The 24,305-nt window shown below is 63.4% G+C and carries 23 protein-coding genes; 9 read left to right on the plus strand and 14 right to left on the minus strand.

Annotation, left to right across the window (positions count from 1 at the left end):
* Positions 1-32: 32 nt before the first annotated feature.
* Positions 33-1,433, plus strand: coding sequence for a dihydrolipoyl dehydrogenase (gene lpdA / locus NL528_RS02245; protein WP_309181114.1), 1,401 nt, complete (start codon positions 33-35; stop codon positions 1,431-1,433).
* 36 nt (positions 1,434-1,469) lie between these two features.
* Positions 1,470-2,000 carry a hypothetical protein gene (locus NL528_RS02250; protein ID WP_309181115.1) on the plus strand — a complete coding sequence of 177 codons (531 nt, stop codon included), beginning with the start codon at positions 1,470-1,472 and terminating at the stop codon, positions 1,998-2,000.
* A gap of 100 nt (positions 2,001-2,100) precedes the next feature.
* Here the strand turns inward: NL528_RS02250 and NL528_RS02255 are convergent, their stop codons facing one another.
* Positions 2,101-2,688: a DUF4337 domain-containing protein gene (locus NL528_RS02255; protein WP_309181116.1), complete on the minus strand. Its 588-nt coding sequence runs from the start codon at positions 2,686-2,688 to the stop codon at positions 2,101-2,103.
* A 105-nt stretch (positions 2,689-2,793) separates the two neighbouring features.
* Positions 2,794-3,765: a tyrosine recombinase XerC gene (locus NL528_RS02260; RefSeq protein WP_309181117.1), complete on the minus strand. Its 972-nt coding sequence runs from the start codon at positions 3,763-3,765 to the stop codon at positions 2,794-2,796.
* Positions 3,766-3,916: 151 nt separating this feature from the next.
* On the opposite strand from NL528_RS02260, the gene NL528_RS02265 reads away from it, so the two are divergent.
* Complete coding sequence (locus tag NL528_RS02265; RefSeq protein WP_309181118.1) at positions 3,917-6,127, plus strand: primosomal protein N'; 2,211 nt, start codon at positions 3,917-3,919, stop codon at positions 6,125-6,127.
* 264 nt (positions 6,128-6,391) lie between these two features.
* Here NL528_RS02265 and NL528_RS02270 read toward each other — a convergent pair whose 3' ends face one another.
* Both NL528_RS02270 and NL528_RS02275 read right to left on the minus strand, forming a co-directional pair.
* Entirely contained in the window at positions 6,392-6,883 is a 492-nt protein-coding gene (locus NL528_RS02270; protein WP_309181119.1) for a septal ring lytic transglycosylase RlpA family protein, read from the minus strand.
* Between the two features lie 278 nt (positions 6,884-7,161).
* A complete protein-coding gene (locus tag NL528_RS02275; RefSeq protein WP_309181120.1) occupies positions 7,162-7,401 on the minus strand; it encodes a hypothetical protein in 240 nt (79 codons plus the stop codon).
* A 175-nt stretch (positions 7,402-7,576) separates the two neighbouring features.
* Here NL528_RS02275 and NL528_RS02280 point away from each other — a divergent pair, with 175 nt between their 5' ends.
* The 6 genes from NL528_RS02280 to NL528_RS02305 all read left to right on the plus strand — a co-directional run bounded on the left by NL528_RS02280 (position 7,577) and on the right by NL528_RS02305 (position 14,605).
* Positions 7,577-8,137: a F0F1 ATP synthase subunit delta gene (locus NL528_RS02280; RefSeq protein ID WP_309181121.1), complete on the plus strand. Its 561-nt coding sequence runs from the start codon at positions 7,577-7,579 to the stop codon at positions 8,135-8,137.
* A complete protein-coding gene (gene atpA / locus NL528_RS02285; RefSeq protein ID WP_309181122.1) occupies positions 8,137-9,666 on the plus strand; it encodes a F0F1 ATP synthase subunit alpha in 1,530 nt (509 codons plus the stop codon). The genes NL528_RS02280 and atpA overlap by 1 nt, the downstream gene beginning before the upstream one ends.
* Before the next feature lie 211 nt (positions 9,667-9,877).
* Positions 9,878-10,756 (plus strand): F0F1 ATP synthase subunit gamma, encoded by an 879-nt coding sequence (locus NL528_RS02290; protein WP_309181123.1) that lies wholly within the window; start codon positions 9,878-9,880, stop codon positions 10,754-10,756.
* A gap of 59 nt (positions 10,757-10,815) precedes the next feature.
* The gene (gene atpD / locus NL528_RS02295; RefSeq protein WP_309181124.1) at positions 10,816-12,258 is read left to right on the plus strand and encodes a F0F1 ATP synthase subunit beta; all 1,443 of its coding nucleotides are present in this window, start codon (positions 10,816-10,818) and stop codon (positions 12,256-12,258) included.
* Between the two features lie 111 nt (positions 12,259-12,369).
* Positions 12,370-12,777 (plus strand): F0F1 ATP synthase subunit epsilon, encoded by a 408-nt coding sequence (locus NL528_RS02300; protein WP_309181125.1) that lies wholly within the window; start codon positions 12,370-12,372, stop codon positions 12,775-12,777.
* Between the two features lie 193 nt (positions 12,778-12,970).
* Positions 12,971-14,605, plus strand: a complete 1,635-nt coding sequence (locus NL528_RS02305) for an adenylate/guanylate cyclase domain-containing protein (protein ID WP_309181126.1) — start codon at positions 12,971-12,973, stop codon at positions 14,603-14,605.
* On the opposite strand, the gene NL528_RS02310 is transcribed toward NL528_RS02305, so the two are convergent.
* The 10 genes from NL528_RS02310 to proB all read right to left on the minus strand — a co-directional run bounded on the left by NL528_RS02310 (position 14,602) and on the right by proB (position 24,223).
* Positions 14,602-15,099 (minus strand): RNA pyrophosphohydrolase, encoded by a 498-nt coding sequence (locus tag NL528_RS02310; protein ID WP_375143976.1) that lies wholly within the window; start codon positions 15,097-15,099, stop codon positions 14,602-14,604. The genes NL528_RS02305 and NL528_RS02310 overlap by 4 nt on opposite strands.
* 5 nt (positions 15,100-15,104) lie before the next feature.
* A complete protein-coding gene (locus NL528_RS02315; RefSeq protein WP_309181127.1) occupies positions 15,105-15,608 on the minus strand; it encodes an RNA pyrophosphohydrolase in 504 nt (167 codons plus the stop codon).
* 78 nt (positions 15,609-15,686) lie between these two features.
* Positions 15,687-16,886, minus strand: coding sequence for a divergent polysaccharide deacetylase family protein (locus tag NL528_RS02320; RefSeq protein WP_309181128.1), 1,200 nt, complete (start codon positions 16,884-16,886; stop codon positions 15,687-15,689).
* Between the two features lie 163 nt (positions 16,887-17,049).
* A complete protein-coding gene (locus tag NL528_RS02325) occupies positions 17,050-18,417 on the minus strand; it encodes a S41 family peptidase (RefSeq protein WP_309181129.1) in 1,368 nt (455 codons plus the stop codon).
* Positions 18,414-19,811 (minus strand): peptidoglycan DD-metalloendopeptidase family protein, encoded by a 1,398-nt coding sequence (locus NL528_RS02330; protein WP_309181130.1) that lies wholly within the window; start codon positions 19,809-19,811, stop codon positions 18,414-18,416. The genes NL528_RS02325 and NL528_RS02330 overlap by 4 nt, the downstream gene beginning before the upstream one ends.
* Positions 19,812-19,850: 39 nt before the next feature.
* Positions 19,851-20,333 (minus strand): 23S rRNA (pseudouridine(1915)-N(3))-methyltransferase RlmH, encoded by a 483-nt coding sequence (gene rlmH, locus NL528_RS02335; protein ID WP_309181131.1) that lies wholly within the window; start codon positions 20,331-20,333, stop codon positions 19,851-19,853.
* Positions 20,334-20,382: 49 nt separating this feature from the next.
* Positions 20,383-20,736 (minus strand): ribosome silencing factor, encoded by a 354-nt coding sequence (rsfS, locus tag NL528_RS02340; RefSeq protein ID WP_309181132.1) that lies wholly within the window; start codon positions 20,734-20,736, stop codon positions 20,383-20,385.
* Positions 20,737-20,919: 183 nt separating this feature from the next.
* Complete coding sequence (locus NL528_RS02345; RefSeq protein WP_309185322.1) at positions 20,920-21,498, minus strand: nicotinate-nucleotide adenylyltransferase; 579 nt, start codon at positions 21,496-21,498, stop codon at positions 20,920-20,922.
* Positions 21,499-21,676: 178 nt separating this feature from the next.
* Entirely contained in the window at positions 21,677-22,969 is a 1,293-nt protein-coding gene (locus tag NL528_RS02350; RefSeq protein ID WP_309181133.1) for a glutamate-5-semialdehyde dehydrogenase, read from the minus strand.
* Between the two features lie 111 nt (positions 22,970-23,080).
* Positions 23,081-24,223, minus strand: a complete 1,143-nt coding sequence (gene proB, locus NL528_RS02355) for a glutamate 5-kinase (RefSeq protein ID WP_309181134.1) — start codon at positions 24,221-24,223, stop codon at positions 23,081-23,083.
* Positions 24,224-24,305: the final 82 nt, after the last annotated feature.

Raw genomic sequence — 24,305 nt, forward strand, 5'->3', positions numbered from 1 at the left:
CTGTCACACTATTCAGCTACAGGACTTCAATCATGGCCACCTACGATCTCGTCATCATCGGCACCGGTCCCGGCGGATATGTCTGCGCGGTGCGCGCCGCGCAACTCGGCATGAAGGTCGCCGTGGTCGAAAAGAGCGCGACGCTCGGCGGCACCTGCCTCAACGTCGGATGCATGCCGTCGAAAGCATTGCTGCATGCCTCCGAGATGTTCGAGGAAGCCGAGCACTCCTTCGCCAAGATGGGCGTCAGCGTCTCCACGCCAAAGCTCGATTTGCCCGCGATGATGAATTTCAAGCAGCAGGGCATCGACGGCAACGTCAAGGGCGTCGACTTCCTAATGAAGAAGAACAAGATCGATGTCCTGAAGGGTATCGGCAAGATCCTCGGCGCCGGCAAGGTCGGGGTCTCCGGCGACGGCAAGACCGAGATTGTCGAGACCCGGAACATCGTCATCGCCACCGGCTCCGATATCGCGCGGCTGAAAGGCATCGAGATCGACGAGAAGCGCATCGTGTCGTCGACCGGCGCGCTGTCGCTCGACAAGGTGCCGGAAAAACTGTTGATCATCGGCGCCGGCGTGATCGGCCTCGAACTCGGCTCGGTATGGCAGCGGCTCGGCGCGCAGGTCATGGTGGTTGAATTCCTCGATCGCATCTTGCCCGGCATGGACGGCGAAGTTGCAAAGCAATTCCAGCGCACCCTCGAAAAGCAGGGCTTTGCGTTCAAGCTCGGCGCCAAGGTCACCGGCGTCGATACGTCGGGCAAGACGCTCATTGCAAAGGTCGAGCCCGCCGCGGGCGGGGCTGCGGAAACGCTGGAAGCCGACGTGGTGCTGGTCTGTATCGGCCGCGTGCCCTACACCGAAGGCCTCGGCCTGAAGGAGGCCGGCATAGCCCTCGACGATCGCGGCCGCGTGCAGATCGACCAGCATTTTTCGACCAGCGTGAAGGGCGTCTATGCGATCGGCGACGTGGTTGCGGGTCCGATGCTGGCGCACAAAGCGGAAGATGAAGGCGTCGCCTGCGCGGAAATCATCGCCGGGCAAGCCGGGCATGTGAACTACGACGTTATCCCTGGCGTCGTGTATACCACGCCGGAAATTTCGTCGGTCGGCAAGACCGAGGAAGAATTGAAGCAGGCCGGCGTGGCTTACACGTCAGGTAAATTTCCCTTCACCGCCAACGGCCGCTCCAAGGTCAACCAGACCACTGACGGATTCGTGAAGGTTCTCGCAGATGCGAAGACCGATCGGGTGCTGGGCGTGCACATTATCGGCCGCGAAGCCGGCGAAATGATCCATGAGGCCGCCGTTCTGATGGAGTTTGGCGGTTCGGCGGAGGATCTGGCGCGAACGTGTCATGCCCATCCGACACGATCGGAAGCCATCAAGGAAGCCGCGCTTGCGGTTGGCAAGCGGGCGATCCATATGTGATCGACATCCGGCACGCGCCGGGTAGAGACCACGTCCATGATGCGCCGCCTTCTTCAACCGATCTGGGTTCTGCTCGCGGTCATCTTCCTGATCGAAGCATGGCTGTGGGATCATCTCGAGCCGATCGTGGCGCGTGTGGTGGCGCTGATTCCGCTGCGTGCGTTCAAGCAATGGCTGTCCGACCGCGTCGATACGTTGTCGCCGGCGATGACGCTGATCGTATTCATCGTGCCGGTGATCCCGCTGTTTCCGCTCAAGCTGGTCGGCCTGTGGCTGATGATGCATGAATATTGGCTGAGCGCCATCGTCACCATCATCTTCGCGAAACTCGTCGGCGTCGGTGTCACCGCGTTCATCTTCGACGTGACACGCTCGAAGCTTCTGGAAATGCCGTGGTTCGAAAAGCTCTATGAATTCATCATGGGTCTGCGCGCCAAAGCGGCCGCGCTGGTCGAACCAACCAAGCGGCGAATCCTGGAGATTTTACGCGCCGACGGCGGCGGTTGGTCGTCGCGGATGCTGCGGCTGATCCAGCGCTTTCGCAAAAGCGTGCACGAGGCGCGCTGATTGTTCCGCTGATAGAAGCGTCTTCGCCATGCGCTCGGTCCTCTCCCGATGGGAGAGGTGAAAGCGGAGTCCGCTGCGCGTGTGACGCAGAGGAACAGTATCAAGGCAGATGCAGCAGGTGCGGCATGAAGATGCCGAGCGCGGTAACGGCGATGCCCGCCAGCGTCAGCAGGCCGGAGATCCAGGCCAGCGCAATAATCCCGGTGATAATGGTTGCCGAGGCCAGCACGATTCCGATCTGAAAGGCCGCCGAGGCCAGTTCGAAGTGATGGTACTTGGCCTCCGCGAGGTTACGCTCCTCCTCGGCGTGCTTGGCCCGCTCGGACAATTGCTCCGAGCCTTCGCCGGTTTCCGGTTCGGAGCGGTAACGCGCCGCGGTCTTCTGCCAGTCGTCGATCTGCTTTTGCACCGCCGCCTTGGTGGCGTCGTCGCCGGCACCGAGGCTCAGTTTGGCCTGTTCTGCCGCGGTCTGGACCGTGGTGCGGCGAATGCTCTTGGCCTGGAAAAACGCCCACAGGTTCGACGCCTCGACGTTCTTGCTGATGGATTCGGTTTGCGCGCCCTTGCCCAGCGTTTCCGATAGCGCAAGACACAACGCGATCACGGCGATCAATAGCGCGATCTTCCTGTTCTCGCCGGCGGCTTCCTTGGCGTGGTCCGCTTGCTCCATGCTCTCATGTGCGCTCATGATTCTCTCCCCGAATGAGACCCTGTCCACGATTGCCGAACGGCATCGCTTACGCAAGTGGCAAGCGGATGTGACGGGAGCGCGTCAGGATGAAAACGCCGGAGATCAGCCGCGCGGATGCGCCGTTCTATAGACTTCCAGCAGCCGTTCGCTGTCGATGCCGGTATAAATCTGCGTGGTCGAGAGCGAGGCGTGGCCGAGCAGTTCCTGGATCGCGCGCAGATCGCCGCCGCGGCTCAACAGGTGGGTGGCGAACGAATGCCGCAGCGCATGCGGCGTTGCACTGTCGGGCAGGCCGAGCGCGCCGCGCAATCGCTCCATGGTGAGCTGAATGATTCGCGGGCTGAGCGGGCCGCCGCGGGCGCCGACGAAGATCGGCCCCGCCGGGGCGAGCTGATGCGGGCAGGTCGCGGTATAATCCTGGATCAATTGCAGCACATTTTGCAGCACCGGCACCATGCGGGTCTTGTTGCCCTTGCCGGTCACGATCAGGACGTCGCCTTCGCCGGGCAACGGCACGTCGCGGCGCTTCAGGCCCAGCGCCTCGGAGATACGCAGGCCCGAGCCGTAGAGCAGCGCCATCACGGCGGCGTCGCGCGCCCAGATCCAGGGATCGCGATCCTCGCCGGCGCGCTCGTCGGCGTCCGTCAAACGCTTCGCCGCAGCCATCTGGATCGGCTTCGGCAGGCTTTTTGCAACTTTGGGCGCGCGGATGGCAGAGAGCGCGCCGACCTTGCCTTTGCCTTCCCGCTCGAGGAAGCGGCCGAACGAACGCAAGCCCGCCAGCGCCCGCATCAGCGAGCGCCCGCCGATCTCATCGGCGCGGCGCATCGCCATGAACGCCCTGATGTCGCTGGCTTCCAGCGCGGCGAAAGCCTTGAGCGTCACCCGCCTGCCCCAGTGTTCGGCCAGAAAGGTGAGACATTGGCGGACGTCGCGGGCATACGCCTCAGATGTCTTGGGTGACAGCCGCCGCTCGGCGCGCAGATGCGACAGCCAGCGCGTCATCTCCAGCGTGACGGTTTCGTCGGCGCAATCGAGTTCGATCGGTTGAAGTGACGTGGCCGGTTTGGTCATGGAGCTATCGGCGCCCTGATTCTGACGATTATATCGCACCGGTTTCGTTTACCGTTCGCTAACTTGCGCAAACCGGTGCAGTCAAAGGCTGGCCCCGAACCCGGCACGCCCCTAAGTTAGCTCGTTCCTCCGGCATCGAATCAGCCTCCCAATGGACCACGCCACGCGCCCCGACACTTCCACCGCTTCCGCGACCCGGGTCGTCGATGTGCTGGTGCCGGTTGCGCTCAACCATGCCTATTCCTATCGCGTGCCGCGCGGCATGGAGCTGAAGCCGGGAGACGTGGTCTGCGTGCCGCTCGGCCCCCGCGAAGTGGTCGCGGTGGTGTGGGCGGAAAATGCAAAGCCCGACCCGCGCTTGCACAACCGCCTCAAGGATGTCGGCGAAAAGCTCGACGTGCCGCCGCTGAAGGAGGAACTGCGCAGTCTCGTCGACTGGGTCGCCAATTACACGCTATCGGCGCGCGGCATGGTGCTGCGGATGTGCCTGCGGATGGGCGAGAATCTCGGGCCCGAGCGGATGCGCATCGGCGTGCGGCTGACAGGCGAGCCGCCGCGGCGGATGACCCCCGCGCGGCGTCGCCTGATCGTAATCCTGTCGGACGGATTGCTGCACGGCAAATCGGAGGCGGCGCGGGAAGCCGGCGTCAGCGCCGGGGTGATCGACGGCCTGGTCGACGAGGGCACGCTGACGATTGAGACGATGCCGCCGCCGCTGGCGCCGCCACCGCCCGATCCTCAGTTTGCGCAGCCTGATTTCTCGCGCCAGCAGCGCGCGGCCGTCGATGCCTTGCGGGCGCTGGCGGCGAACGGCAGCTTTCACGTCGCGTTGCTCGACGGCGTCACCGGTTCGGGCAAGACCGAAGTCTATTTCGAGGCGATCGCCGAAATCATCCGGCGCGGCAAGCAGACGCTGATCCTGATGCCGGAGATCGCGCTGACCGGACAATTCCTCGATCGCTTCGCGCAGCGTTTCGGCGTGCGTCCGCTGGAGTGGCATTCCGAACTGACCCCGCGCACCCGCGCGCGCAACTGGGCCGCGATATCGGCCGGCGAGGCGCCGGTCGTGGTCGGCGCGCGCTCAGCCTTGTTCTTGCCCTATGCCGATTTGGGTCTGATCATCGTCGATGAGGAGCACGACCAGGCCTACAAGCAGGATGACGGCGCGCATTATCATGCCCGCGACATGGCAGTGGTGCGCGCCCATATCGCCAAAATCCCGATCATCCTGGCGTCCGCGACGCCGTCGATCGAGACCGAGGTCAATGCGCGCAAGGGGCGCTACCAGCGCGTCGCATTGCCGTCGCGCTTTGGCGGCCAGCACATGCCGCAGATCGAGGCGATCGATCTGCGCCGCGAACCGCCGCCGCGCGGTCGCTTCATTTCGCCGCGGCTCGCCGAATATATCGGAATCGCGATCGAGCGGCGCGAGCAAGCGCTGCTGTTCCTCAATCGCCGTGGCTACGCGCCGCTCACGCTGTGCCGGGCCTGCGGGCATCGCTTCGCCTGCACGATCTGCGACGCCTGGCTGGTGGACCACAGATTTCGCCAGCGCCTGGTCTGTCACCATTGCGGCTTCTCGATGCCGCGCCCGCATGTTTGCCCGCATTGTGCGGCGGAACAATCACTGGTCGCGGTCGGTCCCGGCGTCGAGCGCCTGCAGGAGGAAGCGGCCGCGTTGTTCCCGCAAGCGCGGACCATGGTGCTGTCGAGCGATCTGATCACCTCGATCGAGACCATGCGCAGCGAACTGAACGAGATCGCGGAAGGCCGCGTCGACATCATCATCGGCACGCAACTGGTGGCAAAGGGGCATAATTTCCCGCGGCTCAATCTGGTCGGCGTGGTCGATGCCGATCTCGGCCTCGGCAATGGCGATCCGCGCGCCGCCGAGCGCACGTTTCAGCTGCTGAACCAGGTGATCGGGCGCGCCGGGCGCGATCAGGGCCGCGGCGTCGGCTACATGCAGACCCATCAGCCCGAACATCCCGTGATGAAGGCGCTGGTCGCTGGTGATCGCGAGGCGTTTTACGCCAGCGAGATCGGGTCGCGCGAGCGCACCGGCTATCCGCCGTTCGGCCGGCTCGCCAGCCTGATTATTTCCGCGGGCGATCGGCCGACCGCCGAGGGTTTTGCGCGCCGCCTTGCCGCGGTGGCGCCGATCGATGAACGGATCCAGGTGCTGGGCCCCGCGGAAGCGCCGCTCGCGGTCATCAAGGGCCGCTATCGCTTTCGGCTCTTGGTGAAGTCGCTGCGCAATGTCGACCTCTCGGACTATTTGCGCGAATGGCTCGCGGCCGGGCCGAAGACCAAAGGCAATCTCAAGCTCGAAGTCGACGTCGATCCGCAGAGCTTTTTGTAAATCCCCTCCCGTCATTGCGAGCCAAGGGGTCGCGCGAATGCGCGCCCGATGACAGGCTCCGCGAAGCAATCCATCGTTCGACAAAGAAAGTGTGGATTGCTTCGTCGCTTCGCTCCTCGCAATGACGTTGAGAGCCCATCCGAAACAAAAAGCCTGCCGTCATTCGCGACGGCAGGCCTTTATCGATGCGCGAAAAGTTCCGCGATCGTTACGCTACGCAACGCTTACCGAAATGGTTGGATCGAAAGCGGCGGGTCAGACGCCTTACGAGACGATCTCGGCGGTGATGCGGCCGACGCCGGCGGCGGTCAGGCCGATGGCACGGGCGGCGCCCGTGGACAGATCAAGGACGCGGCCACGGACGAACGGGCCACGGTCGTTGATGGTGACGACGACGCTCTGGCCGCCATGGGTCACGCGGAGCTTGGTGCCGAAGGGCAGCGAGCGGTGGGCCGCGGTCATGGCGTTCTGGTTGAAGCGCTGACCTGAGGCGGTGTGGCTGCCTGATTCATTGCCGTAAAAGGAGGCCATGCCCGAGAAGCTGTGCCCGCCGGAAGACGAGGCGATCGAGGCATTGGCGTCGCGCCAGGAAGAACCCTCGGATGCGGCCTGGTGGTGATGGTGGCGATAATGGTGCCTGGATTTGGCGGAAGCTTCGGTGACGCTGCCACCGACCAGGAGAGTTGCGGCGACAAAGGCGAGCGCCGTGCGCGACCGGGTTACATTTCCCAGCGCGACATTATTGGTATTCAGCATTAAATTGTCCCTCAGACAGTATTGCCATACACGTGGCAAGTGGAACCCCCGTCCCGTCTTGCGTGATTGCCGTTTGGTTGCGCAATGAGGCATGAATTGGGCAGTAAATCCGGATTGTATCCGGCTGCAATATCTTGTTACCTATTGCAAGTAGTCAGGAGATATTCCGTAATCTTTTACTTTAACGAATTATTAACCAATACTGTACTTGTTAATACTGACGAATGAAGTCATCGGCCGCCGCCGGCGAGGTTTGCGCAAGTAATGCGTAAATGGAATCAACCGGCCGCTTCGGTTCCGGGGCGAGGGCTCATGGCGGCCATGCAATCGCTGGTGGAACGAATCTTTTCAGCGACGGCGCTCCAGGGATCGATGACGATCCGGGGATCAGCGATGACGCTCCAGCGAGAAGGCCGCGATCCAGGCCGCAATTTTCGTGACACAGAATGGCGGTTGGACAGGGCGCGGCGGACCGAAAACAGCACGTGCGACAAGGCATCGCCGGCGCGCGCCGTCATGTTGCACCTGCGCGCTCGCTATGTTAGCAAAGCCGCGATTTTAACGGTCCCGGGACTTCCAGTGCCGGTCGAAAATCGAAGTCCCGCTTGAATTCCAAGGGCTTGGATCGCTAGGCGCCGCTTCGTGGCGACGGTTTTTCCCTTGCGAGTTTGACAGCAAAAAAAGAGCGCGTCAGTGGCTGCTGAAGATCCGTCGGTTTCGGGAGTGTCAGGTCGTTATGCAACGGCCTTGTTCGAGTTGGCGCGCGACGAGAAATCCGTCGACGCAGTAAGGGCCGATCTCGATCGATTCGAGGCCATGCTGGCCGACAGCGCCGATTTGAAGCGGCTGGTTCGCAGCCCGGTTTTCTCGGCGGATTCGCAGTCGAAGGCGATCGCCGCCGTGCTCGAGAAGGCCGAAATTACCGGCACTTCTGCAAAATTCCTGAAGGTTCTCACCGCCAATCGGCGCCTGTTCGCCGTCACCGACGTGATCCGCGCCTTCCGCGCGCTGGTGGCGAAGTTCAAGGGCGAGGCGACCGCCGACGTGACCGTCGCCGAAGCGCTCAGCGACAAGAATCTCGACGCCCTCAAGACCGCACTGAAAACGGTGACGGGCAAGGACGTCGCGCTCAACGTGAAAATCGATCCCTCCATTATCGGCGGCCTTGTGGTCAAGCTCGGCAGCCGCATGGTGGATAGTTCGCTTCGCACCAAACTCAATTCGATCAAGCACGCGATGAAAGAGGCAGGCTGATGGACATCCGCGCCGCGGAAATTTCCGCGATCCTCAAGGACCAGATCAAGAATTTCGGCCAGGAGGCTGAAGTTACCGAAGTCGGACAGGTGTTGTCCGTCGGCGACGGCATAGCCCGCGTCTACGGCCTCGACAACGTCCAGGCCGGTGAAATGGTCGAGTTCGAGAACGGCACCCGCGGCATGGCTCTGAACCTCGAAACCGACAACGTCGGTATCGTGATCTTCGGCGCCGACCGCGAGATCAAGGAAGGCCAGACCGTCAAGCGCACCCGCGCCATCGTCGATACGCCGGTCGGCAAGGGCCTGCTTGGCCGCGTCGTTGACGCGCTCGGCAATCCGATCGACGGCAAGGGTCCGATCCAGGCCGACAAGCGCATGCGCGTCGACGTCAAGGCGCCCGGCATCATTCCGCGCAAATCGGTCAACGAGCCGATGGCGACCGGCCTCAAGGCCATCGATGCGCTGATCCCGATCGGCCGAGGCCAGCGCGAGCTGATCATCGGCGATCGCCAGACCGGCAAGACCGCGATCGCGCTCGACACGATTCTGAACCAGAAGCCGCTCAACGCGCAGCCCGACGAGAACATCAAGCTGTATTGCGTCTATGTCGCGATCGGCCAGAAGCGCTCTACCGTTGCCCAGTTCGTCAAGGTGCTTGAAGAGCAGGGCGCGCTGGAATATTCGGTCATCGTCGCCGCGACCGCATCGGATCCGGCGCCGATGCAGTACATCGCGCCGTTCACCGGCTGCACCATGGGTGAGTATTTCCGCGACAACGGCATGCACGCCGTCATCATCTATGACGATCTGTCCAAGCAGGCCGTCGCCTATCGCCAGATGTCGCTGCTGCTGCGCCGTCCGCCGGGCCGCGAAGCCTATCCGGGCGACGTGTTCTACCTGCATTCACGCCTGCTCGAGCGCGCCGCGAAGCTCAACAAGGACCAGGGATCGGGATCGCTGACCGCGCTGCCGGTGATCGAAACCCAGGCCAACGACGTGTCGGCCTACATTCCGACCAACGTGATCTCGATTACCGACGGCCAGATCTTCCTGGAAACCGACCTGTTCTTCCAGGGCATCCGTCCCGCGGTGAACGTCGGTCTGTCGGTGTCGCGCGTCGGTTCCTCGGCGCAGACCAAGGCGATGAAGAAGGTCGCCGGCAAGATCAAGGGCGAGCTCGCGCAGTACCGCGAAATGGCGGCGTTCGCGCAGTTCGGAAGCGACCTCGACGCCTCGACGCAGCGCCTGCTCAATCGCGGCTCTCGTTTGACCGAACTCCTGAAGCAGCCGCAGTTCTCGCCGCTGAAGATGGAAGAGCAGGTCTGCGTGATCTGGGCCGGTACCAACGGCTATCTCGATGCGCTCCCGCTCAACAAGGTGCGCGCTTTCGAAGACGGCCTGCTGTCGCTGTTGCGCGGCAAGCACGTCGAGATTCTCAACGGCATTCGTGACAGTCGCGATCTCTCCGACGATCTCGCCGGCAAGCTGAAAAGCGCTGTTGAAGGTCACGCCAAGGCGTTTGCGTAACGCCGTCATGGCCGGGCTTGACACCGCAAGTCGGGTTTACCCGACTTGCGCAAATTAGATACAAGGACGGAACTCGTGAAACGAGTTCCTGCGCCATCCACGTCTTCGCGCGTGGCAAGAATTAAGACGTGGATGCCCGGCACAAGGCCGGGCATGACGAACGAGGGGTTCGCGACCGGGTTGAAAAACAGGTCGCTAGGGTGAACTAAGAATGGCTTCACTGAAAGACATGCGGGTCCGCATCGCCTCCACCAAGGCGACGCAAAAGATCACCAAGGCCATGCAAATGGTTGCGGCGTCCAAGCTGCGTCGCGCGCAGACCGCCGCCGAAGCCGCGCGGCCCTATGCCGAAAAAATGGATTCGGTGATTTCCAACATCGCGACCGCTGCCGCGGGATCGCCCGGCGCACCGGCGCTGCTGGCCGGCACCGGCAAGGATCAGGTGCATCTGCTGCTGGTCTGCACCGGCGAGCGCGGCCTGTCGGGTGCTTTCAACTCGTCGATCGTGCGTCTCGCCCGCGAGCGCGCGCTGTCGCTGATCAACCAGGGCAAAGAGGTCAAGTTCTTCTGCGTCGGCCGCAAGGGCTACGAGCAGCTCCGCCGCACCTTTGAGAAGCAGATCATCGAACACGTCGACCTGCGCTCGGTTCGCCAGCTCGGCTTCGTCAATGCCGAAGATATCGCCAAGAAGGTTATCGCCCGTTTCGAGGCCGGTGAATTCGACGTCTGCACGCTGTTCTATTCGCGCTTCAAGTCTGTCATTTCGCAGGTGCCGACCGCCCAGCAGATCATTCCGCTGGTCGTGGAAGCACCCGCCGCCAATGCCGGTCCCGCGACTTCGTACGAATACGAGCCCGAGGAAGACGAGATTCTGACGCGCCTGTTGCCGCGCAATCTCGCGGTGCAGGTGTTCCGTGGGCTGCTGGAAAACAACGCCTCGTTCTACGGCGCGCAGATGAGCGCGATGGACAACGCCACCCGCAACGCCGGCGACATGATCCGCAAGCAGACCCTGATTTACAACCGAACCCGTCAGGCCATGATCACCAAGGAGCTGATTGAAATCATCTCCGGCGCCGAGGCGATGTAACGGCGACAGGCACGATCAAACTGACGGTTGTCTAGATTCGAATTCGAAGGAGAGAGTTTATGGCCACACCCGCCAACCAGACCGGACGCATCACGCAGGTCATCGGCGCCGTCGTCGACGTGCAATTCGAGGGACATCTGCCCGCCATTCTGAACGCGATCGAGACCAGGAACGGCGGCAACCGTCTGGTGCTCGAAGTGGCGCAGCATCTCGGCGAATCCACGGTGCGCACCATCGCGATGGACACCACCGAGGGTCTGGTCCGCGGCCAGGAAGTCACCGACACCGGCAACCCGATCATGGTGCCGGTCGGCGCCGGCACGCTTGGCCGCATCATCAACGTCATCGGCGAGCCCATCGATGAAGCCGGCCCGGTGGTTTCGGAAGGCCTGCGCGCGATCCATCAGGAAGCGCCGACCTATACCGACCAGTCCACCGAAGCCGAAATTCTCGTCACCGGCATCAAGGTCGTCGACCTGCTGGCGCCTTACGCCAAGGGCGGCAAGATCGGCCTGTTCGGCGGCGCCGGCGTCGGCAAGACCGTGCTGATTCAGGAACTGATCAATAACGTCGCCAAGGCCCATGGTGGCTACTCGGTGTTCGCCGGCGTCGGCGAGCGTACCCGCGAAGGCAACGACCTCTATCACGAGTTCATTGAATCGAAGGTCAACGCCGACCCGCATCATCCTGATCCGAACGTTAAGTCGAAATGCGCTCTCGTGTTCGGCCAGATGAACGAACCGCCCGGCGCCCGCGCCCGCGTCGGCCTCACCGGTTTGACTGTCGCCGAGCATTTCCGCGATCAGGGCCAGGACGTGCTGTTCTTCGTCGACAACATCTTCCGCTTCACGCAGGCAGGCTCCGAAGTGTCGGCGCTGCTCGGCCGTATTCCTTCGGCCGTGGGTTATCAGCCGACGCTCGCCACCGACATGGGCGCGCTGCAGGAACGCATCACCACGACGCACAAGGGCTCGATTACTTCGGTGCAGGCGATCTACGTGCCGGCCGACGACTTGACCGACCCGGCGCCGGCGACGTCGTTCGCGCATTTGGACGCCACCACGGTGTTGAACCGCGCGATCTCGGAAAAAGGCATCTATCCGGCGGTGGATCCGCTCGACTCGACTTCGCGCATGCTGTCGCCGCTGGTCGTCGGCGAAGATCACTACAACACGGCGCGCATGGTTCAGCAGGTGCTGCAGAAGTACAAGTCGCTGCAGGACATCATCGCCATTCTCGGCATGGACGAGTTGTCGGAAGAGGACAAGATCGCGGTGGCACGCGCGCGCAAGATCGAGCGCTTCCTGTCGCAGCCGTTCCATGTGGCCGAAGTCTTCACGGGATCGCCGGGCAAGTTCGTCGACCTCGCCGATACCATCAAGGGCTTCCGCGCCATCTGCGAAGGCAAGTACGATCACCTGCCGGAAGCCGCCTTCTATATGGTCGGTACCATCGAAGAAGCCGTCGAGAAGGGCAAGAAGCTCGCGGCTGAAGCGGCCTAAGCTTTTGATGTGTCATTGCCGGGCTTGACCCGGCAATCCATCGCTACAAAATTTTTGCTGATGGACCCGCGGGTCAAGCCCGCGGGTGACAGCGGAAAGAACGGAAAGACCATGGCCACCTTCCACTTCGATCTCGTCTCCCCCGAAAAGCTCGCCTTCTCCGGCGAGGTCGATCAGGTTGACGTTCCCGGCGTGGAGGGTGAATTCGGCGTGCTCGCCGGTCATGCGCCGGTCGTTGCCGCGGTCCGGCCGGGTATCCTGACCATCACGTCAGGCGACACGCATCAGAAGATCATCGTGCTCGGCGGTCTGGCGGAAGTCTCGGAGAAGGGCCTCACCGTGCTCGCTGACGTCGCCACCTCGATACAGGAGCTCGACCGCGCTCAATTCGCCGAGTCGATCGCCGAGATGGAAGCCAAGCTCGCCGAGAAGGAAGGCTCCGAACTCGACCGCGCGATCGAGCGGCTCGATCACTTCAAGGGCATCCAGCACGAACTCAACACGACGGCTATGCACTAAGCCCCGGTGCACCGCGCCGGGGCTCGACAAAAACCTGAATAAATTCAGCGCTCGTCACACGGTGACGGGCGCTAATTTTGTTTGGAGGCCTGTTCTCGAAGCGCTACCCGCTTCGCTTGAAAACGCTATGGTTGCGCTCGGGAACGTCTAGCGGCATTCTGCCCCGGCAGATGGTTGTCCATGGCGGGCATTGATGAAACGCAAGATCGCGGCGATTTTTGCGGCCGATATAGCCGGTTACAGCCGACTGGTTGCCGAAGACGAAGAGGAGACGCTGCGGCGGCTCGCCTCCTATCGGCTGGTGACCGACGATTTCATCGCCAAGGGCGGCGGCCGGATTTTCAACACCGCGGGCGATGCCGTGCTCGCCGAATTTCCAAGCGCGGTCGAGGCGGTGCGTTGCGCGATCGACATCCAGGAAAGCCTGCGCACCCGGAATATGGCCTATCCGCCGAGCCGCCAGATGAGCTTCCGCATCGGGATCACGATCGGCGACGTGGTCGAGCGTGACGGCGATTTGCTCGGCGATGGCGTCAACATCGCGGCGCGCCTCGAAGGGCTGGCCGAGGTCGGTGGCATCTGCGTCTCGCGCGCGGTGCATGAACAGGTCGCCAACAAATTGTCGGTGCAGTTCGCTGATATCGGCGAGCAGGAAGTGAAGAACATCCCAACCCCGGTGCATGCCTATATGGTGGCGATGCGGCGCGAGGACGGCACCTATGCGACGCCGCAAGTCAAGAAGCCCGTCAAGGCTGGGGCCACGACGGCGCCGAACTGGATGTGGCCGGTCGCGGTCACACTGGTCTGCCTGACCGCGATCGGCGTCAGCGGCTTCCTCTATTTCACCAAGCTGGAAACCTCTGCGACCAAGGTCGCGTCTTCGAGCAGCAAGGACGCGAGCCCCGCACCTTCGGCGTCGACTGCTCCGACGCCTGCCCCGACACCAACCATGGCCGCACCGGCGCCGCCACCTCCACCACCTTCGCCACTACCGATTCCATCCGGCGAGAAGTTTGCTGCGGAGACCGTGCCGTTCGTTTCTGATCGCACCCGGGTTGTTTTGACCAACGAATATGTGCCGGCGGCGGATTACAAAGCGTTCGCTCTGAACACCAACGGCGTCAACGTGTTCGTCGCCGGCCAGCCGAACGAAGAAGCGGCGAAAAATGCCGTGCTCGAGCAATGTCAGAAACGCGCCGACAACAGTCAGCCGGTGCGAAAATGCGAGCTTTACGCGGTCGGCAACGCGATGGTCTACCCGCATCCCCGCCCGCCGCTACCACCGATGCCCTGGATCAGGCACGACCCGTCTACCGAGAAGCCGTTCGTGACCAAGGATGTGCCGATTGTGCGTGACCCCGGAAAGGCCAGGCTTGAGAGCGTCTATCCGTCGGCCCGAAAGAGCAAGACGATCGCGATTGGACCTGGTGGGGCTTACTTCTTCAATTCGAACGCGGAAAGCGTCGAGGAATCGGCGCGCCGAATTCTGGAAACATGCGGCGCTGTCGTCGGCATTGCCTGCATGATCGTGGCTGCTGACGATGTCTTCGTCGTTCCGGTGCCGACCACCTTGAAGGCCATCGGCTTCTTTCGGCCGGAACGAAATCCTTCCATTGCCGTGGATGCGAAGGATGACGTGGCCCGTAAACTGGCAGATGCGTCATCCGGCTGGAACGCAGTCGCCGTCGGCACCTCGGGGCGTCCCGGACTGGCGCTCAAGGCGGCGACCGAGCAGAACGCGGTCAATGAGGCGCTCGGCAACTGCGTCAAGCACGACAGCGATTGCCACGTCATCGCGATCGGCCCGTTCGCGGTTGGGCCGAATTAAAGCGCGAATTTCGCAAAGCGCTGCGCCACAGTCCGGTACACTTCGCGCCGGAATGGAACCACGAGGTCGGCGACGCGATCGAGACGCTCCCAGCGCCAGCAGTCGAATTCCGCGGGCTGTCCGTTGCGCGGCGTCAGCGGGTCGATTTCGTCGTCGCGGCCGGTGAAGCGCAGCGCGAACCACTTTTGGCGCTGGCCGCGGAATTTGGCGAGGCGATGCGACGATGGCCCGTCGTAGGGCGGAAACTCGTAGGTCATCCAGTCGGTTTCGCCGAGATGGTCGGCGCTGACCGCACCGGTTTCTTCCCAGAGCTCGCGCATGACCGCCTCGCGCGGGTCCTCACCGGCGTCGATGCCGCCCTGCGGCATCTGCCATTCGAGGCCGGGGAGAATGATTTCCGGTCCATCGTCCCGATACCGCCGGCCGATCAGCACCTGGCCGGACGCGTTGAACAAGGCGATCCCCACATTGGGGCGATAGGGCTTGGCTTCCATCAGGACTAGCCGCCCGCGAGGCTGGAGAATTCCTTCACCACGCGCTCATAGACTGGCCGCTTGAACGGCACGATCAGGTTCGGAAGGTTCTTCATCGGCTCCCAGCGCCACGTCACGAATTCGGCCTTGTGGCCGCCGCCGGGGCTGGCGACATTGATCTCGCTATCGGCGCCGGTGAAGCGAACCGCGAACCATTTCTGGCGCTGGCCGCGATAGCGGCCCTTCCAAGTGCGGCCGGCGACGGTGCGCGGGATGTCGTAGATCAGCCAGTCGGCGACTTCGCCGAGTTTCTCCACCGAGCGGACGCTGGTTTCTTCGTAGAGCTCGCGCTTGGCCGCCGCCCAAGTGTCCTCGCCGGGGTCGACGCCGCCCTGCGGCATCTGCCAGACGTGGGTTTCATCGACATGTTCGATGCCGCCGGCGCGGCGACCGATGAAGACCAGCCCCGCTGCATTGATCAGCATCATGCCGACGCATGTTCGGTAGGGCAGGTCCTCGTAGCGCGCCATGCCGTCAAAACCTCGCATACTCAGGGGGGCTGACCCTTAAGACCCGGCGGGTCCGAAGTCGCGCCATCAGATTGATCTTTAGCCCGATTTTGATTTCAACATTGCCGTTGTCAATGGCACAAGCATGATGCCGCGGCTATCGAGGGTCTTGATCCAGGCGCCGATCCGTTCGATCGAAACCGGCAACGCCGAAGCCACGCCGACGGCGACCCCGCGTTCCCTGGCCAGGGTTTCAAGCTTGATCAGCGTCCGGTCGATTTCCGCCGATGTCGGCACCGCATCGATGGCCAGATCGGCTCTGGCGAAGGGCATGGCCTGGCCGGCTGCCAATGAGGGGGCGACGCTGCGCGGCGTGGCGCCGTCATCGAGGTAGCCGAGGCCGCGTTTGGCCGCCTCGCGGATGATCGGCTGCATCACCGCTTCGGTGGCAACGAACCGTGCACCCATGAAATTGGCAATCCCGGCATACCCCTGGAACCGGCTGAGGTGCCAGTACAGCCGGTCGAGATTTTGCTCGGCGGCCAGCGTCGTGAGCAGGGTCTGGGGACCTGGATCGTTATCGGGATAATCGAACGGCTCCATCGGGATCTGCAGCAGGATCTCGTGGCGCTGCGCCCGCGCCCGTTCGGCGAGCTTGGTCGGATCCGCCCCATAAGGCGTAAATGCCAGCGTCACCGCCGACGGCAGCTTCATGATGGCGTCGGTGGTCTTGGCGGCGCCCACACCAAGGCCGCCGACGACAATGGCAACCACGGGCATTTTGGCCGCCTTGGTGCGGTCGGCATCGGCCGCATAGACCGTGAACGGCTTTAGCCCGTCGGCGACCACGGGGATCATGCCGTAGCGCGACTTCTCCAGCAGGCGCGCGTCGATGCCTGCCATCATCCCGGGCGCGGCGTCGCCCTCGGCCTTGTCGGTGGCTTCGCCGCCGATCACGACGTCCTGGCGCTTGCCGCTGGAGCCGTCGATGATGGTGACGGTCTTGTTCTCGCCGGACGGTGCCTGTTTGGGCGCGGCTTTCGCCGCCGGTTCGTCGTGACCGGCCGCCGCCATGGCCGGCTTTTCGTCGGCCGGCGCCTTGCGCAAGGCGATGTGGGCGACCGGCTCGCCGCCGAGCGGATTGTCGGTGAAAAGGGCGATACCGGCAAAGGCGACCAAAAACAGGCCGAGCAACACAGCCAGCGCCTGCATGGCCGTGAACGGCAGCCGAAACCAGCGCTTCTTGCGCGCCGCTTTCTGTCCGAGTGGCGCGCTCAGTTCGTCGGCCGTCTCTGCCATGAACCTCCCCGAATCAACTGTGCCGACGATACCACGACGGGGTGGATTCGAGCCCCTTTGCACGCGCAAAAGCCCGCGGGAGCTTCCCGCGGGCGGTTGGAACCGGCCACAAAAAGGGCGGCCCGAAGGCCGCCCTTTTCGCGAAATCCCAAAGTCGGGTGGATCAGTTCGCCGCCTTGTTGGCAGGCTTCTCGATCGCGGCCTTGTCGCCGGTCGCCGGTGCCGGCGGCGTCGTCACGGCAGTGGACTTGATGCCATGCAGCAGGTCGTCGGCTGTCTTCAGGGCCTTGTCGTCCTTGGCATCCGGCGGCACGTAGGATTGCGAACCGGTTTTTTCGTCGCCGTCGTTCTTCAGATGGCCGCGCAGCGAGGCTTCGCCCTTGGTGTCGGTGCGCGACTTCAACTCATCCGGCACGTCCTGCAGTACCTCGATATCGGGCACGATGCCCTTGGCCTGAATCGACTTGCCCGACGGCGTGTAATAGCGCGCGGTGGTGAGACGCAGCGCGCCGTTGCCGCTTCCGAGCGGAATGATGGTCTGCACCGAGCCCTTGCCGAACGAGCGCGTGCCGACCAGCGTCGCGCGCTTGTGGTCCTGCAATGCGCCGGCGACGATTTCCGACGCCGATGCCGAGCCGCCATTGATCAGGACGATCACCGGCTTGCCCTTGGTCAGGTCGCCCGGATGGGCGGCGCGGCGCTGGGTTTCCTCGGCGTTGCGGCCGCGGGTCGAGACGATCTCGCCGCGCTCGAGGAAGGCGTCGGAGACCGTCACCGCTTCCTCGAGCAGGCCGCCGGGATTGTTGCGCAAGTCGATGATGTAGCCCTTCAGCTTGTCGCCGAGCTGGTTCGACAAATTGCCGATTTCGCGCTTCAGGCCTTCGGTGGTCTGCTCGTTGAAAGTGGTGATGCGGATATAGGCGATATCGTCGCCTTCGACGCGGGCGCGCACCGAACGGACGCGGATATTGTCGCGCACCAGCGTGACGTCGATCGGATTGTCCTGGCCCTTGCGGATGATCTTGAGGCGGATCTTGGTGTTGACCGGTCCGCGCATTTTCTCGACGGCCTGGTTGAGGGTGAGGCCCTGCACGGCTTCGTCGTCGAGATTGGTGATAATGTCGTTGGCCATGATGCCGGCCTTGGAAGCCGGCGTATCGTCGATCGGCGAGACCACCTTGATCAGGCCGTCTTCCATCGTGACCTCGATGCCGAGCCCGCCGAATTCACCGCGGGTCTGCACCTGCATGTCGCGGAAACTCTTGGCGTCCATGTAGCTGGAATGCGGATCGAGGCCGGCCAGCATGCCGGAGATCGCGGATTCGACCAGCTTGGAGTCGTCGGGCTTCTCGACATAGTCGCTACGCACCCGCTCGAACACGTCGCCGAACAGATTGAGCTGGCGATAGGTGTCGGACGTCGCGGCACGCGCGCTCGATCCCATGAACACCGCGCGCGGCTGGGTCACGAACAGCGTCAGTGCTGCGCCGGTGGCGGCGCTCAGGAGAATTACAGAAGTCTTGCGCATCATCCGCGAACCTTTTCGCCTTCATTTGCGGCCCACCATGGACCTGGATCGATTGGAGTGCCGTCCTTACGGAACTCGACATAGAGCACGGGCTGGCTCGCATTGGTTGCGAGAATCGATGCGACCTGGGACGTCGAACCCATGGTCGCGACCGGCTCCCCCGTAAGTACAAACTGGCCGATGTTTACCGAAATGCGCTCCATCCCGGCGATCAGGACATGATACCCGCCCCCGGCATTGAGGATCAAGAGTTGTCCGTAGCTGCGGAAGGGTCCGGCGTAAACAACCCATCCGTCACACGGGGTTGTGACCTGGGCGCCGGCCCGGCTGGCCAAAGAAATGCCTTTTTCTACCCCGCCGGCACCGTCGGAACCGCCAAAATCGCGAATCTTGGTGCCATTAACCGGGAATGCGAATAGCCCCTTGGCCGACGCAAAGGCAATGGCCGGGCTGAGCCGGGCGGGGTCTTTCAGCGCCCCCAGATTCGGCTTGCCATTGAGGCTGGCAGGAGCACCCTGCAGGCTGGCGGTGGCGGCCGCTTTTGCGGCGCTCTTGAGGTCCTGCTCCATCTTGGCGATCAGGCCCTGCAGGCTGTCGACCTGTTTGGACAGGGTGATGGCGCGGGCGCCTTCCGCCTCCATGTCCTTCTCGATCGCGCTCTGCTTGCGTTGCCGTTCGTCGACCAGCGCGGCCAGCCTGACCTGGTCGTCCTTCAGCCTGTCGCGGTCCTGCGCCATCGCATCGCGCTCGGTCGCGATGGTTTTGCGAAGCGCGACCAGTTCGCCGAGGTCGCCGGCCAGTTTTTCCGCGCGTCCGCGCAACTCGGGAACCACCGATCCGAGCAGCATCGCGGTGCGTAGCGATTGCAGCGCGTCTTCCGGCCGCACCAGCAGCGCCGGTGGCGTGCGCCGTCCGGCGCGTTGCAGCGCTGCCAGCACCTCGACGATCTCGGCACGGCGTGAATCGAGGGAGGAGCGGATCTGCTGCTCGCGGCTGTCGAGCGGGCGCAGCCGCGCTTCGGCGTCGCCGATCCTCGTCTCAACGCTGCGCACCTGGGCCGCGATGTCGATCAGCTGCTGATTGAGCTTGCTGCGGTCCTGACCGATCGCCGCGATATCGGCCTTCAATTTCTGTTGCAGCTCGGCGGCGTTTTTTTGCTGCAGGCGGGCGGCTTCGAGTTCCTGCTCGCGCTGCTTGATGGCGTCCGGCGAAGCGGCCGCCGCTTGCTGTGCGGATGTTTGCTGAGATGGCGCGGTTACCTGCGCCGCCGCCGGCGCAAGCGACAGGCCGGCAAAGCTCGCGGACAGCAAAACGACGGAAAGCGGGACAGGGGACACCAGATGCCGATCGCGGCTGGCGGTGCTGGGGTAAGACAAAATGTCCCGCGTTGGCTGCATTCGACTCAATCAGCGCTCTCTGTGTTCACGTCACCGGGCTCAGGCGCGGTGATAGGGGTGGCCGGCCAGAATGGTCGCGGCCCGGTAAATCTGTTCCAGAAGCATGACGCGGACCATTTGATGCGGCCAGGTCGCCGTGCCGAACGCGATGCGCAGTTTAGCCTTGCGCTGCAAATCGGGCGAAAGTCCGTCGGCGCCGCCGATTATGAAGATAGTGTTGGCGCTTCCCTCGTCGCGCCAGCGGCCGAGATGGCGGGCAAACGTGGCGCTATCGACGTTCTGGCCGCGCTCGTCGAGCGCCACCAGCACGTATTTCTCCGGTATCAGCGCCGAGATCGCGGCGGCCTCTTCAGCGATGCGGCTGGCCGCATCACGCGCCCGGCTTTCCGGAATTTCATGAATCTCGAGGCCGCGAAACCCAAGCTTGCGGCCGACATCGTCGAACCGCTCGCGATAGCGCTCGGCCAGATCCCGCTCCGGACCCTGCTTCAGCCGGCCTATGCAAACGACAACGAGGCGCATCAACGCACGCTAGCATGCGCTCTCGCCGATTCGCATCGGCTCCGTAAACTCAGACCGCCGCCACTGCCGGGTTTTGCGTCCACAATCGCTCGAGATTGTAGAACTCACGCACCTCGGGTCTGAATACGTGCACGATCACATCGCCGGAATCGATCAGCACCCAGTCGCAATTGGGCAAGCCCTCGACGTGGATGCTCTTGATGCCGGTTTCCTTCAGGGCTTTCGTGACGTTTTCCGCGATCGCGCCGACGTGCCGGTTGGCCCGGCCCGTGGTGACGATCATGTAGTCGGAAAAGGCAGATTTGCCGCGAAGGTCGATGGTGACCGTTTCTTCCGCCTTCATATCGTCGAGGCGGGAGAGGATCATATTCAGCGTCTTGTCGGCGTCGGGTTGCGCCTTCAAGGCCGCAGCTTCGGTCGATGTTTTACGCGCAGTCTTGGGAACCTTGGGTAAAACAGACTTGGACAATACAGATGTGGCCAGGGACCATTCCTTTCACTGTATCGCGAACGCCGAATCCTGACGTCCGCGGGCTATATTACGCATGTGGGGTTAATGGTTTCAATATTCCAGTTAGCCCCATCTTCACTTCGTCCTCCAGCTCCCGTCCGGGTTCCGAAGGGTGGTCGACGACAGGTTCAGCTTCATGCCGGTGAGAAAAACCCAGGCAGGCGCGTGCTGATCCGCTAGCCGGGCCGCCTGATTCTCAGGCAGGCGACAGCGCGCCAGCGCTTGGGCTGCGGGTGCGGCGAGCGCGCGAAAACTTTGCGGCGGGCGGTCGATCACGGCGATTGGAACCTCGGCCGCGATGCGCCGCCAGTTCTGCCAGCGATGAAATTGCGCGAGATTGTCGGCGCCCATGATCCAGACAAAGCGCAGGCCGGAAGCGCGCCGGCGCAGATAGGTGATGGTGTCGACAGTGTACCGCGTCCCAATGACGGATTCGAGACAGCTGACATCGATACGCGGATCGTTGGCCATCTTGCGGGCGACCTCGACGCGCTCGTCGAGATCGCGCAAGGCGCCATTCTCCTTGAGCGGATTGCCCGGCGTCACCAGCCACCAGACGCGATCGAGTTTCAATCGCTTGATCGCAAACAGGCTGATGGCGCGGTGCGCGGCGTGCGGCGGATTGAACGAGCCGCCGAGCAGGCCAATGCGCATGCCGTTGGCGTAGAACGGTATGGTTTGAGCGACGGATTGCGACGCCACCGGAGTTGGCTTCAAATGGTTCACCGCAAGCGCCGGACTTTGTTTTTTTGACGCGTTTTCTTCACGCGAACCGGTTCCCAGCCTCGGATCAAGTCCGAGGGCATGCTTCGCGTGAAAACGCTATGGCCGTTCACGGCCGCGTCTGCCCGGTGCCGTGAATACGGTATTTGAAGCTGGTCAGCTGCTCGGCGCCAACCGGGCCGCGAGCGTGGAATTTGCCGGTGGCGATGCCGATCTCCGCGCCGAAACCGAATTCGCCGCCATCGGCGAACTGCGTCGACGCATTGTGCAGCACGATCGCCGAATCGACCTCGTTGAGGAATTTTTGCGCGGTGCCTGCGTCTTCGGTCACGATCGCGTCGGTGTGACGCGAGCCGTGATTGTGGATATGCGCAATGGCCTCGTCGACGCCATCGACCACCCGGGCTGCGATAATCGCGTCCTCATATTCGGTGTCCCAGTCCTCGTCGGAAGCGGGTTTTACCCTGCTATCGACGCGCTGCACCGAATCGTCGCCACGCACCTCGCAGCCGGCATCGATCAGCATCTCGACCAGCGGCTTCAGGCTGTTGGACGCGCCGGCGCGATCGACCAGCAGGGTTTCAGCGGCGCCGCAGACGCCGGGGCGGCGCATCTTGGCGTTCAGCACGATCGACTTCGCCATTTCGAGATTGGCGGAATGATCGACATAGACATGGTTGACGCCTTCGAGATGCGCGAACACCGGCACGCGCGCCTCGGCCTCGACGCGCGCGACGAGGCTTTTTCCCCCGCGCGGCACGATCAGATCGACGCCGCCGCTCAATCCGGTCAAGAGCAGGCCGACCGCGGCGCGGTCGCGGGTCGGCACCAGCGTGATCGTCGCCTCGGGCAGGCCGGCCTCGCGAAGACCCTGCGCCAGGCAATCATGGATCGCGCGGCAGGAGCGGAAACTGTCGGAGCCGCCGCGCAGGATCACGGCATTGCCGGATTTCAGGCACAGCACGCCGGCGTCGGCCGCGACATTGGGGCGGCTTTCGAAGATCACGGCGATCACGCCGAGCGGCACGCGTACACGTTCGATGATCATGCCGTTCGGGCGCTGCCAACTCTCGGTGATGGCGCCGATCGGATCGGCGATCCCGCGCACGGTGGCGACGCCATCGGCCATCGCCGCGACCCGCGCCGGCGTCAGCGTCAGGCGATCGATGAAGGCCGACGTCGCGCCGCCCGCGCGCACTTCCGCGACATCCTCGGCATTGGCTGCGAGAATCGCCGGCGCGTTGGCGCGGATCGCGCGCTCGATCGCGTCCAGTGCGCGATTCTTCTGCTCGGGCGAGGCGAGCGCCAGCACCCGCGCGGCGGCGCGGGCGCGGCTAGCGAGTTCAGTCATCAAGTGAGGCAAATCGGCGTTGCCGTCGATCGCCTTCAGCGGCGCGCTCATGTCGTTTAGTCCCGGTTAAGGCCATGTGCTAGCACGGAAATCCACCTTTTGCGAGGTGCGGAACCGGCATGGCAGGCGGGCGGGAAGGGCCATGGCGGCTCGGCCAATGGCCTATTTTGCAGAAATAGCCCCGGCCGGGCCCACCACCAGGTCATCGCGGTGAATCATCTCGGCCCGCCCGCTGATGCCCAGAATGGCCATCACGTCCGGCGAGGAACGGCCTTTGATCTTTTCGGCGTCCTCGGCGTCATAGGCGACGAGGCCGCGGCCGATTTCATGGGTGTCGGGGCCACGCACCACCACGGCGTCGCCGCGGGCGAATTGGCCGTCGATCCGGATCACGCCGGCCGGGAGCAGGCTTTTTCCGGCGCGCAGCGCGTTGACTGCGCCGGCGTCGATGGTCAGCGTGCCCTTTGGCTCCAGCGAGCCCGCGATCCAGCGTTTTCGCGCCGTCACGGGGTTTGCGGGTGTCAGGAACCAGGTGCAGCGCCCGCCATCGGCGATCGCAGCAAGCGGATGCTCGATCTTGCCGGAGGCAATCAGCATGTGCGTGCCTGACGTGGTCGCGATCTTCGCCGCCTCGATCTTGGTGTACATACCGCCGCGCGACAGCTCGGACTCAGCCGCGCCCGCCATCGCCTCGATTTCAGAGGTGACGGATTCCACGATCGGAATCAGTTTTGCATTCGGATTGGCGCCGGGCGGCGCGTCATAGAGACCGTCGATATCCGAGAGCAGGATCAGCAGATCGGCGCTCGCCATGGTGGCAACGCGCGCGGCCAGGCGATCATTGTCGCCGTAGCGGATCTCATTGGTGGCGACGGTGTCGTTCTCGTTGATGACCGGTACCGCGCGCCATTCCAGCAGTTTTGCAATCGTCGAGCGGGCGTTGAGATAGCGGCGGCGTTCTTCAGTGTCCTGCAAGGTCACCAGAATCTGCCCGGCACCGATGCCGTGATTGCCGAGCACCTCGGACCAGATCCGCGCCAGCGCGATTTGCCCCACGGCGGCTGCGCCCTGACTCTCTTCGAGCTTCAGCGGGCCGCGCGGCAATTTCAGGCGGCTGCGCCCGAGCGCAATCGAGCCCGACGAGACCACGAGAACATCGCGGCCTTCGCCGTGCAGCTTTGCGATATCGGCGGCAAGCGCCGACAGCCACGATGCCCGGACCTCGCCTGCAGCCGAGTCGATCAGCAGCGACGAGCCGACCTTGACGACGATGCGGCGGAAGTTTTTTAAGCTCGGGCGGGCCATGGTTTCGGTCGAATGGAGCGGATTGGATGGGAAGCAATACGCGCCACCTCCATGATTTGGAAGTGACGCGGCAGCGTGAAAG

It is taken from the genome of Bradyrhizobium sp. Ash2021 (assembly GCF_031202265.1).
Taxonomy (GTDB): Bacteria; Pseudomonadota; Alphaproteobacteria; order Rhizobiales; family Xanthobacteraceae; genus Bradyrhizobium.